At 54.0% G+C, this 15,032-nt stretch carries 14 protein-coding genes; 8 read left to right on the top strand and 6 right to left on the bottom strand.

Going from position 1 to position 15,032, the window contains the following annotated elements:
• Positions 1-185: 185 nt before the first annotated feature.
• From cadC to EV102420_RS22245, 3 genes are all read right to left on the bottom strand, one after another.
• A complete protein-coding gene (gene cadC / locus EV102420_RS04470) occupies positions 186-1,682 on the bottom strand; it encodes a lysine decarboxylation/transport transcriptional activator CadC (protein ID WP_042389474.1) in 1,497 nt (498 codons plus the stop codon).
• Positions 1,683-1,863: 181 nt separating this feature from the next.
• Positions 1,864-2,604 carry an aquaporin Z gene (gene aqpZ, locus EV102420_RS04465; protein ID WP_042389932.1) on the bottom strand — a complete coding sequence of 247 codons (741 nt, stop codon included), beginning with the start codon at positions 2,602-2,604 and terminating at the stop codon, positions 1,864-1,866.
• The gene (locus tag EV102420_RS22245; RefSeq protein ID WP_131405993.1) at positions 2,597-2,848 is read right to left on the bottom strand and encodes a hypothetical protein; all 252 of its coding nucleotides are present in this window, start codon (positions 2,846-2,848) and stop codon (positions 2,597-2,599) included. The genes aqpZ and EV102420_RS22245 overlap by 8 nt, the downstream gene beginning before the upstream one ends.
• A gap of 336 nt (positions 2,849-3,184) precedes the next feature.
• Between EV102420_RS22245 and EV102420_RS04460 the strand changes: the two genes are divergently transcribed.
• Both EV102420_RS04460 and ypdK read left to right on the top strand, forming a co-directional pair.
• The gene (locus EV102420_RS04460) at positions 3,185-3,595 is read left to right on the top strand and encodes a Spy/CpxP family protein refolding chaperone (protein WP_042389473.1); all 411 of its coding nucleotides are present in this window, start codon (positions 3,185-3,187) and stop codon (positions 3,593-3,595) included.
• Positions 3,596-4,008: 413 nt separating this feature from the next.
• Complete coding sequence (gene ypdK / locus EV102420_RS22000) at positions 4,009-4,080, top strand: membrane protein YpdK (protein WP_099458783.1); 72 nt, start codon at positions 4,009-4,011, stop codon at positions 4,078-4,080.
• Positions 4,081-4,154: 74 nt separating this feature from the next.
• On the opposite strand, the gene alaC is transcribed toward ypdK, so the two are convergent.
• Positions 4,155-5,393 (bottom strand): alanine transaminase, encoded by a 1,239-nt coding sequence (gene alaC, locus EV102420_RS04455; RefSeq protein ID WP_042389472.1) that lies wholly within the window; start codon positions 5,391-5,393, stop codon positions 4,155-4,157.
• Positions 5,394-5,784: 391 nt separating this feature from the next.
• Between alaC and EV102420_RS04450 the strand changes: the two genes are divergently transcribed.
• Both EV102420_RS04450 and EV102420_RS04445 read left to right on the top strand, forming a co-directional pair.
• Positions 5,785-7,482 carry a sensor histidine kinase gene (locus EV102420_RS04450; RefSeq protein ID WP_042389471.1) on the top strand — a complete coding sequence of 566 codons (1,698 nt, stop codon included), beginning with the start codon at positions 5,785-5,787 and terminating at the stop codon, positions 7,480-7,482.
• Positions 7,483-7,496: 14 nt separating this feature from the next.
• The gene (locus EV102420_RS04445; RefSeq protein ID WP_042389470.1) at positions 7,497-8,228 is read left to right on the top strand and encodes a LytR/AlgR family response regulator transcription factor; all 732 of its coding nucleotides are present in this window, start codon (positions 7,497-7,499) and stop codon (positions 8,226-8,228) included.
• On the opposite strand, the gene glk is transcribed toward EV102420_RS04445, so the two are convergent.
• The gene (gene glk, locus EV102420_RS04440; protein WP_042389469.1) at positions 8,229-9,194 is read right to left on the bottom strand and encodes a glucokinase; all 966 of its coding nucleotides are present in this window, start codon (positions 9,192-9,194) and stop codon (positions 8,229-8,231) included.
• Between the two features lie 204 nt (positions 9,195-9,398).
• Between glk and EV102420_RS04435 the strand changes: the two genes are divergently transcribed.
• The 3 genes from EV102420_RS04435 (at position 9,399) to EV102420_RS04425 (ending at position 12,160) form a co-directional block, all read left to right on the top strand.
• Positions 9,399-10,634 (top strand): ion channel protein, encoded by a 1,236-nt coding sequence (locus EV102420_RS04435; protein ID WP_042389468.1) that lies wholly within the window; start codon positions 9,399-9,401, stop codon positions 10,632-10,634.
• 70 nt (positions 10,635-10,704) lie between these two features.
• Positions 10,705-11,703 (top strand): L-glyceraldehyde 3-phosphate reductase, encoded by a 999-nt coding sequence (gene mgrA / locus EV102420_RS04430; RefSeq protein WP_042389467.1) that lies wholly within the window; start codon positions 10,705-10,707, stop codon positions 11,701-11,703.
• A 121-nt stretch (positions 11,704-11,824) separates the two neighbouring features.
• Entirely contained in the window at positions 11,825-12,160 is a 336-nt protein-coding gene (locus EV102420_RS04425) for a DUF2502 domain-containing protein (protein WP_042389463.1), read from the top strand.
• Positions 12,161-12,223: 63 nt separating this feature from the next.
• Here EV102420_RS04425 and EV102420_RS04420 read toward each other — a convergent pair whose 3' ends face one another.
• The gene (locus EV102420_RS04420; protein WP_042389459.1) at positions 12,224-13,462 is read right to left on the bottom strand and encodes an Nramp family divalent metal transporter; all 1,239 of its coding nucleotides are present in this window, start codon (positions 13,460-13,462) and stop codon (positions 12,224-12,226) included.
• A 342-nt stretch (positions 13,463-13,804) separates the two neighbouring features.
• Between EV102420_RS04420 and EV102420_RS04415 the strand changes: the two genes are divergently transcribed.
• A complete protein-coding gene (locus EV102420_RS04415; protein WP_042389457.1) occupies positions 13,805-14,992 on the top strand; it encodes a NupC/NupG family nucleoside CNT transporter in 1,188 nt (395 codons plus the stop codon).
• Positions 14,993-15,032 lie beyond the last annotated feature (40 nt).

Below are 15,032 nucleotides of genomic sequence, written 5' to 3'. Positions count from 1 at the left end.
CTGACCTTTCTGAGTTAAATGTCAGGATAACATCCAAAGGTCAGGGAAAGGTAAACATCTTTAAATTACAGCAAGTTACACAGGTAAAATTGCATTAAGTAAATTCTCACCCAAGATATAAGCAGACATTTAAATAACAAAACCAACCATTATTTAAACATTTATTTAACCTTATAATAAGTTATTTATTCTTGTGAGAGAAAATTATCGAGATAGGGAACCACGCGAGTCACCGACGTTTGAAATACGCTGTTCTCAATCCAGTAGAGCGTGTTATCACCCGGACGTAAATTGAAGGCAGTAATATAGGCGTCTGCAGCCAGGCGATTCTGTCCCTTCATTTCATAAACCTTACCCAACAGCACATAGCTCATCCATGTCATTTCCAGATCGATAGACTTATTGATGGCTTTATAGGCTTCATCAACGTTACCTTTGCCAAGCAGATCGACGGTTTTAATTTGATAAACAATAGCCATCTCTTGCATACCCGGCGCATCGCTTACCTGCGTTATTTCACTATTGAGTACGGCAAGCTGCTTTTCATTCAGCGGCTGCTGGGAGTGGCGTAAGACATCGACGAGTGCTTTCTCCGCTTTCGCATAGATAAACTCTGGAGACTGTTTCAATATCTCATCTAAAAGATCGCTGGCTTTACCTAATGAGTCAACGTCGCCTCTCATTAATAGCTGATGAGCTTGGTAAAAGGTGACTAAAGAGGTGCTCTGTGCAGGCATATACTGGGCAAGCATTGTCTGCAAACGTTCCGGCCACGGCTGGGTCAGCGCTTCCGACAGGCTGTTCATGAGATCGTTTTGAATCGAGAGCTGGTTGTCGCTGGTCACGAAATAGCGCTTATCCAACATGGTTGAACCGTCCGCGTTATCCACCAGTTTAATTGACATAAAACACTGCTGGGCGCGGTAGTGCCGCTGATTGACAAACTCAATGGTCAGCGTTTTACCGGAGCTGCTGGGTTCATTGATGTTGTAGTTCGTTTTGTCATGAACCATAAAGGTTGAGAAGGTGTTCAACGTGGTGGTGATCAAGCTGCCCAGTCCTACCGCGTAAGCGTGCTGTGAGCTGCGGTTGGTACAGCCGCTGCTATCGACTAAATGGATATCGATATCGCGGGGGTTCAGCAGCAGGCGCGCTTTGGTTACCGGTGGATGGGAATCAATCGTTGCCAGCGCAACCAGCGCTACGCATGAGCCCAGCGCCAGCAGGAACAGTCCCCAAACAATAAACGTATTTAGCCTGCTGCGGATCGTAGGTTTTTCAACGACGGGCTCGGCGAGGACCGTAGGCTGTACATCGGGTGCTGATGGAACAGCTACCTCTGTCTCGTCTTCCCCTTCATTACGCCAGATAACCGGTACCGTTAGCTTATAACCGCGTTTAGGAACCGTAACGATATACTCAGGGGCGTTAGCATCGCCATCCTTTAGCGATTTACGCAGCTCGGAAATACTCTGGGTCACCACGTGGCCGGTGACGACACTGCGTGTCCAGACGTTATCAATCAATTCATCCCGAGTCAGAACCTGCCCCGGATGACGAGCAAAGAAGACCAGAAGATCGATTAAGCGCGGCTCAAGGGTAAGCTGACGTCCCTGACGGCTGATCTGGTTAACGGAAGGTGTAACCAGCCATTCACCTACATACACAACGGGCTGTTGCATATAAAAACGCCCCAAAGCGGAATAGAAAAAGAGGGGCGGGAGTATACCATGATTCAAAGAACGATAGACGGCAGCTACCGCCACTGAAAATGAGCGTTACGGCGTTGCTCGCACTATTTTATAAAATTCGGTCATTACCGAGCCGCACCGCCAACAGCAGCGGTACGGCCAGCGCTCAAAATTACTTTTTTACCTGCTCTACGTGCTCTACCTGCTCTACCCGCAGCGCTGCCGTCTCGCCAAGCAGCGCGCGGTAGATCAGCCCACCCAGCAGGCCACCCACGATTGGCATGATCCAGAACACCCATAGCTGTTGCAGGGCCCATGTCCCCTGGAAGATCGCGACGGCGGTGCTGCGCGCAGGGTTAACGGAGGTGTTAGTCACCGGAATGCTGATAAGGTGGATAAGCGTCAGCGCTAAACCAATCGCCAGCGGGGCAAACCCAGCTGGCGCACGTTTATCCGTCGCGCCGTGAATGACAAACAGGAAGAAGGCGGTCAGAACAATTTCAGCTAACGCGCAGGCGGCGAAACTGAAGCCGCCCGGTGAATGTTCGCCAAAGCCGTTGGAGGCAAAGCCGCTAAGCGTCGCGTCAAAGCCGCTTTTTCCGCTGGCAATGAGATAGAGCACCGCTGCCCCAGCGATACCGCCAATCACCTGTGCCACGATATAGGGAATGACATGACGTGCAGAAAATCTGCCGCCAGCCCATAACCCTATCGTCACCGCCGGGTTAAAGTGCCCGCCAGAGATGTGGCCTACCGCATAGGCCATGGTCAACACGGTCAGGCCAAAAGCGAGCGCAACGCCGACAAACCCAATTCCCAAACCTGGAAACGCTGCCGCTAATACAGCGCTGCCGCAACCACCAAATACCAGCCAAAATGTGCCAAAAAACTCAGCAGATAGCATCTTAAACATAAACAAACCCATCAAAAAAAGTTAAATACATTCCTGCAAAGGCAGGCGTTAATAGCGTTACCATTAATAACAAACTAGTAGGGGAGCAACCCGACCGCTGCTGCTCTATATCAAGGAGATACATTCCATCATCAAAAAAATTAAAAACTCTGAGCGGAAACATAATTTCCGGCAAAGAATATTCCCCTGATAAAAACTTAGCAATCTGAAAAAATGCCATTACACCCCAACATAATAGCGCCACTCCCCTCCACATCCCGTAGCGACTGGCCTTGGCTATTTTTGAAAAAATATATTTATCTCAAATAAAATTAATTACTTATGAAATGTATTCACCAAGTGAATTTAAAATGCCGATTTATTCATTAATTAATATAAGTTACCGAACCCACTATTATTTTCATTCAGTTACCGTTCGTAAAACAAATCTGCGTGGCTATACCACGTTAAATGCGTATGCTCTGTTTCATCGGGAGAGGCATATTATGCTCTTATGTTCCGATACTTTATTATTACAGCAGAGCGTGGCGACAGGATGTGCTCGCCCGCCTGCTTTCATCTTGCTTGTTGGATTAAAAATATGAACAAAATTTTGCGTTCTGCTTTACTGGTGTCCGCTCTGGCGCTCTCTTCAGGCGCGGCTTTTGCTGCAAATGTCTCTACGGCACCGGCCCCGTCTCAGGATCCGATTGTGCAGCACCTGAAACTGAGTCAGGATCAGGTAACGAAAATTCAGCAGCTACATCAGCAGCTCAAAACCAATATTCAGCAAATTAAAATCACCGGCGCGAAAGATGGCGCGATTATCGATATGATCCGTTCCGGGAAATGGAGTGACGATACGGTAAAAACGCAGCTGACCGCGTTTGGCAATGCTGAACAGCAGGCGCGTTACTACAAGGTGAAGTACTACTTCGATCTTAACCAGATCCTGACCCCAGCCCAGCGTCAGCAGGTGCAGGACGATCTGGCTAAAGCGGCAATGGAATAATGTCTTTGCCCGCCGTCCCCCCGGCGGGCTTTTTACCCTGTCGACAATGGCTTAAAAAGCGATCTCGCGCACACTTTTTCGCCAAATATCCCTTATGAATCAAGCGTAAAAAAGCCATTCGCCTGCGTATTATTTGCGTCGCTGAACGGCAAATAATTGCACCAGTAAATAAAAGTGTCGCCGTTCCACGACACACCTAAGTGTCTAAAAATAGGTAGAAAAAACCCTCTTGCACCCCGTAATAATTAAGCGTACATTAGCGCCGTCTGGCGTGAGGTACGCCCGAAATTCTGGGGTGATGCTGTCCTCCTTAGCGAGAAAATTCTCAATTTGGCTTTGGTACAGTTTCAGCTCTCTATAATCAGTCCTGATGTTCATTAATGCGTACCCTGACGTATGCGGAGTGATGAAACGTGAAATATTTTTTTATGGGCATTTCAGTGATGGTCATTGTTTGGGCCGGCACCTTCGCCCTGATGATCTGAGCAGCTGTCACGCATAAAAAAACAGGAGCCAAATGGCTCCTGTTTCTCTTCTATTGCCCCACTCTGATACGACGCTACTCGCTCTCTTCCGCAGAGGCTTTTGACGTAACGGGAAGCAGGCCATCGGCGCGGAACATCGCTTTGATCCCGCGCACCGCCTGGCGAATGCGGTCCCGGTTCTCAATCAGTGCGAAACGCACGTGGGTATCGCCATATTCACCAAAACCAACCCCTGGCGATACGCACACTTTAGCGTCGTTGAGCAGTTTCTTAGCGAACTCCAGCGAGCCCATCTCTGCGTAGGCATCCGGGATCTTTGCCCATACGTACATAGACGCTTTGGGCATCTCTACCATCCACCCCGCCTCGTGCAGGCCTTTAACCAGCACGTCGCGACGGCGTTTGTACTGGTCGGCAATATCGCGCACGCACTGCTGATCGCCTTCAAGGGCAGCAATGGCCGCCACCTGTAGCGGCGTAAAGGTTCCGTAGTCGTGGTAGCTTTTAATTCGTGCCAGGGCATTCACCAGCTCGGCGTTGCCGACCATAAAGCCGATCCGCCAGCCTGCCATGTTGTAACTTTTTGACAGGGTAAAGAACTCTACCGCTACGTCGCGCGCACCGGGAACCTGCATGATCGACGGCGCTTTCCAGCCGTCGTAAACGATATCGGCATAGGCGAGATCGTGGACCACCAGCACGTCATAGCGTTTCGCCAGCGCAACCACCTTCTCAAAGAACTCCAGCTCTACGCACTGCGCCGTTGGGTTAGACGGGAAGCCGAGGATCATCATTTTTGGCTTGGGATAGCTCTCGCGAATGGCGCGCTCCAGCTCGTTAAAGAAGTCAACGCCCTCGACCAGCGGCACGGATCGGACCTGCGCCCCGGCAATCACCGCACCATAGATGTGGATCGGATAGCTGGGATTCGGCACCAGCACGGTGTCGCCGTGATCCAGCGTGGCCAGCATCAGGTGCGCCAGCCCCTCTTTTGAACCAATGGTCACGATAGCTTCGCTTTCTGGATCGATCTCAACCTGGTAGCGCTCCTGATACCAGCGGGAGATAGCTCGCCGCAGGCGTGGAATACCGCGCGACGTTGAGTAGCCGTGGGTGTCAGGGCGCTGGGCCACGGTGCAAAGCTTTTCAACGATGTGCGGCGGAGTGGCACCGTCAGGGTTACCCATGCTGAAGTCAATAATGTCTTCGCCGCGCCGACGCGCAGCCATCTTCAGTTCAGCAGTGATGTTAAAAACGTAAGGGGGGAGACGATCGATACGCGAAAAGCGGCGTTTAGGACTGAATTCAGCCATAGATTCCTCGGATAACGTGAGCGCCCGGACCGTCCGAGCGACGTTGCCACCTGTCGTAGTGGCATAGCATTGAAAATAGCCTGAAAAATTTCCCGCTGTCGAGAAAAAAAGCAAAAAATGTTTTGTGAAGAAAAAGCGGAACCGTCGGCTGAACAAAACGTGGCGTTGCGGATAATATAAACATTAAACATAGGATGATTTAACATCATGATATCAATAAAGTTACCGTAATATTACTCTACACGCGTGAGTTTGCTTGCCAGCCGCCTGCATTCACCAATCCCCTTTTCTGTTAAGGGTTTTTCCCTGTTTACCCTTTAGGGAAGTTAACTGGTCTTCTGTCGCTAATTTTTTTATCATCGCCTTTTCATGTCATTCACAAGAGCTATCCGTGCACGAAATTTTCACTATGCTGCTGGCGGTTTTCGATCGTGCGGCGTTAATGCTTATTTGTCTCTTCTTTCTTATTCGCATCCGCCTGTTCCGCGAGCTGCTGCATAAAACGGCCCACTCCCCGAAAGAGCTGCTGGCCGTGACCGCAATCTTCTCGATGTTTGCCCTGTTTAGCACCTGGTCAGGTGTGCAGGTAGAGGGCTCGCTGGTTAACGTGCGGATTATTGCGGTGATGTCGGGTGGGATCCTGTTTGGGCCCTGGGTCGGCATTATTACCGGCATGATTGCCGGCACCCATCGCTACCTGATCGACATCGGCGGCGTTACTGCCGTCCCCTGCTTTATTACCAGCATCGTGGCGGGCATTCTCTCCGGTTGGATTAACGTCAAAACGCCGAAGGCGCAGCGCTGGCGGGTAGGCATTATCGCGGGCATGCTGTGTGAAACCCTGACGATGATTTTGGTTGTTCTCTGGGCCCCCACTACCACGCTGGGCTTGGATATCGTGTCGAAAATCGGCGTGCCGATGATTTTAGGCACGGTGTGCATCGGTTTTATCGTGCTGCTGGTGCAGAGCGTTGAGGGTGAGAAGGAGGCCAGCGCGGCGCGTCAGGCCAAGCTGGCTCTTGATATCGCCAATAAAACGCTGCCCCTGTTTCGCCACGTAAACAGCGAGTCCCTGCGCCAGGTGTGCAATATTATTCGCACCGATATTCACGCCGACGCGGTTGCCATCACCAATATCGATCACGTCCTGGCCTACGTTGGCGTCGGCGAGAACAACTACCGCGACAGCGATGATATTATCAGCCCCACCACCCGCCGGGCGATCGACAACGGTGAAATCGTCATTAAAAACAACGACGAAGCGCACCGTACGCCAGAGATCCACTCTATGCTGGTGATCCCCCTGTGGGAGAAAGGTGTGGTCACCGGCACGCTGAAGATCTACTACTGCCATGCCCACCAGATCACCTCGTCGCTGCAGGAGATGGCGGTGGGCCTGTCGCAGATTATCTCGACCCAGCTGGAGGTCTCCCGCGCCGAACAGCTGCGGGAGATGGCCAATAAAGCAGAGCTGCGGGCGCTCCAGAGCAAGATTAACCCACACTTTCTGTTTAACGCGCTGAACGCCATCTCCTCGTCGATTCGCATGAATCCAGATACCGCCCGGCAGCTGATCATCAACCTGTCGCGCTACCTGCGCTATAACATTGAGCTCAATGACGACGAGCAGATCGACATTAAAAAAGAGCTGTACCAAATTAAAGATTACATCGCCATTGAGCAGGCGCGTTTCGGTGACAAGCTGACGGTCATTTATGATATTGATGAAGAGGTCACCTGCGTGATCCCCAGCCTGCTGATCCAGCCGCTGGTAGAGAACGCCATCGTCCACGGGATCCAGCCGTGTAAAGGCAAGGGAGTAGTGAACATCAGCGTGGAGGAGTGTGGCAACCGGGTGCGCATTGCCGTGCGCGACACCGGCCACGGTATCGATCCTAAAGTGATTGAGCGCGTTGAAGCCAATGAGATGCCCGGAAATAAAATCGGCCTGCTGAACGTTCATCATCGCGTGAAGCTGCTCTACGGTGAAGGTCTGCACATTCGCCGCCTTGAGCCGGGAACGGAGATTGCCTTTTACGTGCCGCATCAGCGTACCCCGGCTCCAGGGCCAGTAACGCTGCTGCGTTAAACAGGAGAGTGACAGTGAAAGTTATCATCGTTGAAGATGAGATCCTTGCCCAGCAGGAGCTGAGCTGGCTTATCAAAGCGCACAGCCAGATGGAGATTGTCGCCACCTTTGATGACGGTCTGGACGTGCTGAAGTACCTTCAGCACAACAAGGTAGATGCCCTGTTTCTCGATATCAATATTCCGTCCCTGGACGGCGTGCTGCTGGCGCAAAACATCAGCCAGTTCGCGCATAAGCCTTTTATTGTGTTTATTACCGCGTGGAAAGAGCATGCGGTCGAGGCGTTTGAGCTGGAAGCATTTGACTACATTCTGAAGCCCTATCAGGAGTCGCGGATCATTACCATGCTGCAAAAGCTGGAGGCGGCCTGGCAGCAGCAATCCGGCACCGGCGGCAGCCCGGTAGCAACCCGCGAGAACGACACCATCAATCTCGTTAAGGACGAGCGCATTATCGTGACCAGCATTCACGATATCTACTATGCCGAAGCCCATGAGAAGATGACGTTTGTCTACACCCGGCGGGAATCCTACGTGATGCCGATGAACATCACTGAATTTTGCAGCAAGCTACCCGCAGCACACTTCTTCCGCTGCCATCGCTCCTACTGCGTTAACTTAAACAAGATCCGCGAGATCGAACCCTGGTTTAACAACACCTATATTCTGCGGCTGAGGGATCTTGATTTCCAGGTTCCCGTCAGCCGCAGCAAGGTAAAAGAGTTCAGGCAGCTAATGCACCTGTGATCAGAGGATGTAGCCCAGGGTCTGGCGCATATGCGCACCTGCGCCCAGCAGGCCTGGGTTGTCATGCACGATCAGGTAGACTGGAATGTCCTGCACGTAGGCCTTAAAGCGCCCTTTATCCTCAAAGCCGCCGCGGAAGCCGGATGCCTTAAAGAAGTCGAGGAAGCGCGGCACGATACCGCCCGCAATATAGACCCCGCCGAAGGTGCCCAGCGTCAGCGCCAGGTTGCCGCCAAAGCGGCCCATCACCACGCAGAACAGCGACAGCGCCCGGCGGCAGTCGGTACAGCTGTCCGCTAACGCCCGCTCGGTCACATCTTTCGGCTGGAGGTTTTCCGGCAGGCGACCATCCGATTTCACGATCGCCCGATAGAGATTGACCAGCCCTGGCCCTGACAGCACGCGCTCGGCGGAGACATGCCCCACTTCAGCACGCAGCTCCTCCAGGATAATGGCCTCTTCTTCGCTGTTTGGCGCGAAGTCAACGTGGCCGCCCTCACCCGGCAGGCTCACCCAGCGCTTATCAACATGCACCAGATGCGCAACCCCAAGGCCGGTACCGGCGCCGTAGACGGCAATCGGCTTACCTTCGACCGGCTCCCCGCCGCCAAACTGGGTCAGATGCTCTCTGTCCAGCATGGGGATCGCCATCGATACGGCGGTAAAGTCGTTGATGATCTCCAGGTGAGCAAAACCCAGGTTCTGCTTCATCTCGGCGATGGAGAAGGCCCAGGTGTGGTTCGTCATGGCGACCCAGTCGCCGGTAATCGGACAGGCGATGGCAATGGAGCCATCTTCAACACTGACGTTGTGTTCAGCAAGGTAGACGCGAACCACGGCTTCAAGGCTTGGATAATCCAGCCCGGAATAGGTCTTAGCCTGGGAAATTTCGCCGTTGGCGACATCGCATAGCGCTAAACGCGCATTGGTGCCGCCTACGTCTCCTACTAAAGCATACTTTGTCATTCTTTTACGGCTCCGCTAAAGTCAGAATAAATCTTTGGCACACTGTAAATTCAAGGCGCTGTAACAACAACGACCATAGCACGAGTGCTGAGGGATTATAGAGCTTCATCACAGAATAACTTTACTCTTTCCGCATCATTTGTGTCGACGCCGCCAGGCGAGCCGTGCAATGGTGCCCATAAGTGAAAGTAGAAGGAAATCATCATGCTCCATCCGCGAGCCAGAACCATGCTGTTGCTGTCGCTTCCCGCGTTGATTATTGGCATAGCGTCGAGTGTTGTACTGGTGGCGGTGATGAAAGTCGCCTCCGTGCTGCAATCTCTGCTCTGGTCCAGCCTGCCGACAACGCTGGGCGTCCCTCTGGACTCTCCCTTCTGGACGCTGCTGATGCTGACGCTCACCGGCGTGGCCGTCGGGCTGGTGCTGCGCTACAGCCCGGGTCACGGTGGACCGGATCCGGCCACCGAGCCGCTGATTGGTGCGCCGGTAGCCACCTCTACCCTCCCCGGCCTGCTCTGCGCGTTGATTATTGGCCTGGCGGGCGGGGTCAGCCTTGGCCCTGAGCACCCAATTATGGTCATCAATATTGCCCTCGCGGTGGCCGTTGGTGCACGGCTCTTTCCCCGGGTGACGGCGCTTGACTGGACGGTGCTGGCCTCTGCCGGCACGATTGGCGCGCTGTTTGGCACACCGGTTGCCGCCGCGCTGATCTTCTCCCAGACCCTGGGCGGTAACAGCGACGTTCCGCTGTGGGATCGCCTCTTCGCTCCGCTGATGTCCGCCGCCGCGGGCGCGCTCACCACCAGTCTCTTTTTCCACCCGCACTTCTCGCTGCCAATTGCCCACTACGGGCAGATGCAGCTGGTGGATATCTTTAGCGGTGCGGTAGTGGCCGCCATCGCGATTGCGTTAGGGATGATTGCGGTGTGGTGCCTGCCACGCCTGCACCAGCTGATGCACCGGCTGGGCCATCCGGTGCTGATCCTCGGCATCGGCGGCTTTCTGCTGGGTATTCTCGGCATTATCGGTGGGCATATCACGCTGTTCAAGGGGCTGAGTGAGATGCAGCAGCTGGCGTTTAGCCAGACCTTTACCGTCAGCGACTACCTGCTGTTTGCGGTGGTGAAGCTTGCTGCGCTGGTGATTGCCGCCGCCTGCGGTTTTCGCGGTGGGCGCATCTTCCCGGCGGTGTTTGTGGCAGTGGCGTTAGGGCTGATGCTGCACGAGCACGTCGAGGCCGTCCCGGCAGCCATTACCGTGTCATGCGCCATTCTTGGCCTGGTGCTGGTGGTAACCCGCGACGGCTGGCTGAGCCTGTTTATGGCGGCAGCGGTAGTGCCGGATACGACCCTGCTGCCGCTGCTGTGCATTGTGATGCTTCCCGCGTGGCTGCTGCTGGCGGGAAAACCGCTGATGATTGCGCCACGTCGCAAAGATTAACGCCCGCGCGGGTTTCATCGGCTCGTCCGGTGTAATGTTGCGTTTTTTACAGAACAGAGAGGGTAACTGCATGGTTTATCAGGCCAATCCTGAGCGCTATCAGGGAATGGAGTATCGCCGCTGCGGCGATAGCGGCATCAGGCTGCCAGCAATATCGCTGGGGCTGTGGCATAACTTTGGTGACGCGACGCGGGTTGATACCAGCCGCCAGCTGCTACGCCACGCCTTCGATCTCGGCATCACCCATTTTGACCTCGCCAATAACTACGGGCCGCCGCCGGGCTCTGCCGAAAGCAACTTTGGCCGCATCCTGCGAGAAGACTTTTTGCCTTATCGCGACGAGCTGATTATCTCTTCCAAGGCCGGTTACACCATGTGGGACGGCCCTTATGGCGACTGGGGCTCACGCAAGTACCTTATTGCCAGCCTCGATCAGAGCCTGCGGCGGATGGGGCTTGAATATGTGGATATCTTCTATCATCACCGCCCGGATCCGCATACCCCGCTGAAGGAGACCATGCGCGCTCTGGACCATATTGTGCGCCAGGGGAAAGCGCTCTACGTTGGGCTGTCGAACTACCCGGCCGATCTGGCCCGCGAGGCCATCGCCATCCTCGACGATTTGGGCACGCCCTGCCTGATCCATCAGCCGAAGTATTCGATGTTTGAGCGCTGGGTAGAGGATGAACTCCTGGATCTGCTGGCGGAAAAAGGCGTCGGCAGCATCGCCTTCTCGCCGCTGGCGGGTGGTCAGCTAACGGACCGTTACCTCAACGGCATTCCGGAAGATTCACGGGCCGCCAGCGGAAGTCGCTTCCTCAGCCCGGATCAGCTTACCGAGGAGAAGCTGGAGAAGGTGCGTAAGCTTAATGCCTTAGCCCAGGCGCGCGGGCAGAAGCTCTCGCAGATGGCGCTGGCGTGGGTGCTGCGCGGGGACAGAGTGACTTCAGTGCTGATTGGCGCAAGTAAAATTGCCCAGCTGGACGACGCTGTCGGCATGCTGGCTAACCGCCACTTTACCGAGCAGGAGTGTGCTGCCATTGATGCAATCCTCAACGACGCAGGTTAACTCTTTTTTAACAAAAAGTGCTGCCCCCCCACGAATTAGGATTTAAGGAGATGCTACGGGACTTTACGTCTCGTAATATTTTCTTACAGGCCATTGTGGCCCGCTCGTGGAGGATTTTTTTATGTTCAGGTCACTTATTCTGGCAGCACTGTTAATGGCTACTACAGCCCCGCTGGTCGCCCACGCCGGTGAGATCACGCTGTTGCCGTCTATAAAATTACAGATTGGCGACCGGGACGATCGGGGCCACTACTGGGATGGCCGAGACTGGCGCGACCGGGACTACTGGAACCGTCACTATCAGTGGCGTGATAACCGCTGGCGTCCACACGATCGCGGCTACCATCGCGGCTGGGACAACCGTAAGGCCTATGAGCGAGGCTATCGCGAAGGCTGGAGCGATCGTGACGATCGTCGTGGTCGCGGTCACGGCCATGGTCACGGCCACCACCATTGATAAACGCGTAATTTATTTCGTAGGCCGGGTCAGGCGCAGCCGCCACCCGGCGTTACTCCCACATTACAGCCCCAGCGCCATCCCTATCAGCAGCCACAGGTTAAGCCCTACCACCAGAGCCACAATCACCCATCCAAGACGTTTTACCAGCCGGGTATTGACCAGCTCGCCCATCAGTTTGCCGTCGCTGGTAAAAATCAGCAGAGGCACCAGCGCCAGCGCGATACCAAAGCTAAGCAGAACCTGACTCATTACCAGAATACGCGTTGGATCCAGCCCCATCAGAATGACGATAAACGAGGGCAGCATGGTGATAGACCGACGCAGCCACAGCGGAATACTGAAGCGGACAAACCCCTGCATCACCACCTGGCCTGCCAGGGTACCGACTACCGTGGAAGAGAGTCCTGCCGCCACCAGGCTCAGGCCAAAGATGGTGGCTGCCGCATGGCTTAGCAGCGGTTCAAGGGTAAGATAGGCCTGATCCAGGTCGGCAACGCCGGTATGGCCGCTAAAGTGAAACGCGGCGGCGGCGGTGGCCATCATCGCCAGGTTAACGAAGCCCGCGATGGTCATGGCAATCGCTACGTCCCACTTCGTTGCCGAGTAGCGCTCTTTACGCGATCCGTCATGCAGGTTCTGGGTCAGAGAGGAGTGCAGATAGATGACGTGCGGCATAATGGTTGCCCCCAGTACGCCCGCAGCCAAAAACACCGCTTCGGTAGTCGGCAGGCTCGGGATCAGCATCCCTTTACCCAGATCCACCAGCTTAGGCTGGGAGAAGATCAGCTCCACCACGTAGGCTACTGCGACAAAGAGCAGCAGGCCGCCGATCACCTTCTCCAGCGGTTTATCGCCGCGCCGCTGCAGCATCAGGATCAGGAAGGTGGCAATGCCGGTCAGCACCGCCCCCTGCAGCAGCGAGACGCCGAGAATGAGCTTAAAGCCAATCGCCGCCCCGATAAACTCCGCAAGGTCGGTGGCCATGGCGATGATCTCCGCCTGCACCCAGTAGAACCACACCACCGGACGCGGATAGCGATCGCGAATATGCTCGGCAAGGTTTTTGCCCGTGGCAATCCCTAGCTTGGCCGAGAGCACCTGGATCAGCATCGCCATCAGGTTAGCCCACACCACCACCCATAGCAGTTTGTAGCCGAAGCTGGCCCCGGCCTGAATATTGGTAGCAAAATTGCCGGGATCGATATAGCCAATTGCCGCCACAAAGGCGGGTCCCATCAATGCGAACCGAAGCTTCCGCGCTGTACGTCCGCTGCTGCTCTCAACGCTGCTATCGTTCATTTTTGCCTCTAATATAGCCTTTGCTATGTTTCATGCTAGCAAAATGCGAATGATTATCAAGTTGGTTTGGGTGGATTTCTTTGATAGATAAAACCGATTAACGGAGTGAGCGTCAGGAAAAGAGCGAAAATGCATGGGGAGGTTGTCCCATTTGTTACAGTCTAGCAGCGTAAACGGCTTTTACACTTCTTTTATTAACATAACAAAATTGTATCTTTGATCACTATTTTTGAGTCTCGTCACAGGACATAACGATAGTGTGTATTTGATCTCGTTTTATTTACTCTTGTTTCATAGAATGTGCACGAAAACTAAACCTGCCTCATGTTTGGAGCAAAAAGTATGTCCCGCGTTCTTCACTTTGTTTTGGCGCTTGCCGTTGTGGCGCTGCTTGCCTTACTGGTCAGCAGCGATCGCAAGAAAATTCGTATTCGTTTCGTTGTTCAGCTTTTGGTTATTGAAGTGTTACTCGCCTGGTTCTTCCTGAACTCCGACATCGGTCAGGGCTTCGTACGTGGCTTCTCGGAGATGTTTGAAAAGCTGCTCGGCTTTGCCAACGAAGGGACCAACTTCGTCTTTGGCAAAATGAACGATGAAGGTCTGGCATTCTTCTTCCTGAAGGTACTCTGCCCTATCGTCTTTATCTCTGCGCTGATCGGTATCCTGCAGCACATTCGCGTCCTGCCGATTGTTATTCGCGCTATCGGTACCGTGCTGTCAAAAGTTAACGGCATGGGCAAACTGGAATCCTTTAACGCGGTAAGCTCACTGATTCTGGGGCAGTCAGAAAACTTTATCGCCTATAAAGATATCCTCGGAAAAATGTCGCGCAACCGCATGTACACCATGGCAGCCACGGCGATGTCTACCGTCTCCATGTCAATTGTTGGCGCGTACATGACCATGCTGGATCCAAAGTACGTCGTTGCGGCGCTGGTTCTCAACATGTTCAGCACCTTTATCGTTCTGTCGCTGATCAACCCTTACCGCGTGGATGAGAGCGAAGAGAACCTGCAGATGGCGAATCTGCATGAAGGCCAGAGCTTCTTTGAGATGCTGGGTGAGTATATCCTGGCAGGCTTCAAAGTGGCGATTATCGTTGCCGCCATGCTGATCGGCTTTATCGCCCTGATCTCCGGTCTGAACGCCCTGTTCGCCGCCGTACTGGGCATCTCCTTCCAGGGTATTCTGGGCTACATCTTCTATCCGGTTGCATGGGTAATGGGTGTACCGGCCGGCGAAGCGCTGCAGGTAGGCAGTATTATGGCGACCAAACTGGTCTCTAATGAATTCGTTGCCATGATGGACCTGCAAAAGATCGCCAGCACCCTGTCGCCGCGTGCAGAAGGGATCCTCTCCGTGTTCCTCGTCTCCTTTGCTAACTTCTCCTCTATCGGCATCATTGCCGGCGCCATCAAAGGCCTGAACGAAGAGCAAGGCAACGTGGTATCACGCTTTGGTCTGAAGCTGGTTTACGGCTCTACGCTGGTCAGCGTGCTGTCTGCATCTATCGCTGCGCTCGTGCTGTAAATCACGTCGCATATAGATAAAACCGGGGCCCTGCCCCGGT

This window comes from Pseudescherichia vulneris NBRC 102420 (assembly GCF_000759795.1).
GTDB lineage: Bacteria > Pseudomonadota > Gammaproteobacteria > Enterobacterales > Enterobacteriaceae > Pseudescherichia > Pseudescherichia vulneris.
This window is presented reverse-complemented; position numbering and strand designations above follow the sequence as displayed.

Bases quoted from the DNA above. Each gene is read 5' to 3' on its own strand.
- cadC (WP_042389474.1), bottom strand. From the start codon at position 1,682: ATGCAACAGCCCGTTGTGTATGTAGGTGAATGGCTGGTTACACCTTCC.
- aqpZ (WP_042389932.1), bottom strand. From the start codon at position 2,604: ATGTTTAAGATGCTATCTGCTGAGTTTTTTGGCACATTTTGGCTGGTA.
- EV102420_RS04460 (WP_042389473.1), top strand. From the start codon at position 3,185: ATGAACAAAATTTTGCGTTCTGCTTTACTGGTGTCCGCTCTGGCGCTC.
- alaC (WP_042389472.1), bottom strand. From the start codon at position 5,393: ATGGCTGAATTCAGTCCTAAACGCCGCTTTTCGCGTATCGATCGTCTC.
- glk (WP_042389469.1), bottom strand. From the start codon at position 9,194: ATGACAAAGTATGCTTTAGTAGGAGACGTAGGCGGCACCAATGCGCGT.
- EV102420_RS04435 (WP_042389468.1), top strand. From the start codon at position 9,399: ATGCTCCATCCGCGAGCCAGAACCATGCTGTTGCTGTCGCTTCCCGCG.
- mgrA (WP_042389467.1), top strand. From the start codon at position 10,705: ATGGTTTATCAGGCCAATCCTGAGCGCTATCAGGGAATGGAGTATCGC.
- EV102420_RS04425 (WP_042389463.1), top strand. From the start codon at position 11,825: ATGTTCAGGTCACTTATTCTGGCAGCACTGTTAATGGCTACTACAGCC.
- EV102420_RS04420 (WP_042389459.1), bottom strand. From the start codon at position 13,462: ATGAACGATAGCAGCGTTGAGAGCAGCAGCGGACGTACAGCGCGGAAG.
- EV102420_RS04415 (WP_042389457.1), top strand. From the start codon at position 13,805: ATGTCCCGCGTTCTTCACTTTGTTTTGGCGCTTGCCGTTGTGGCGCTG.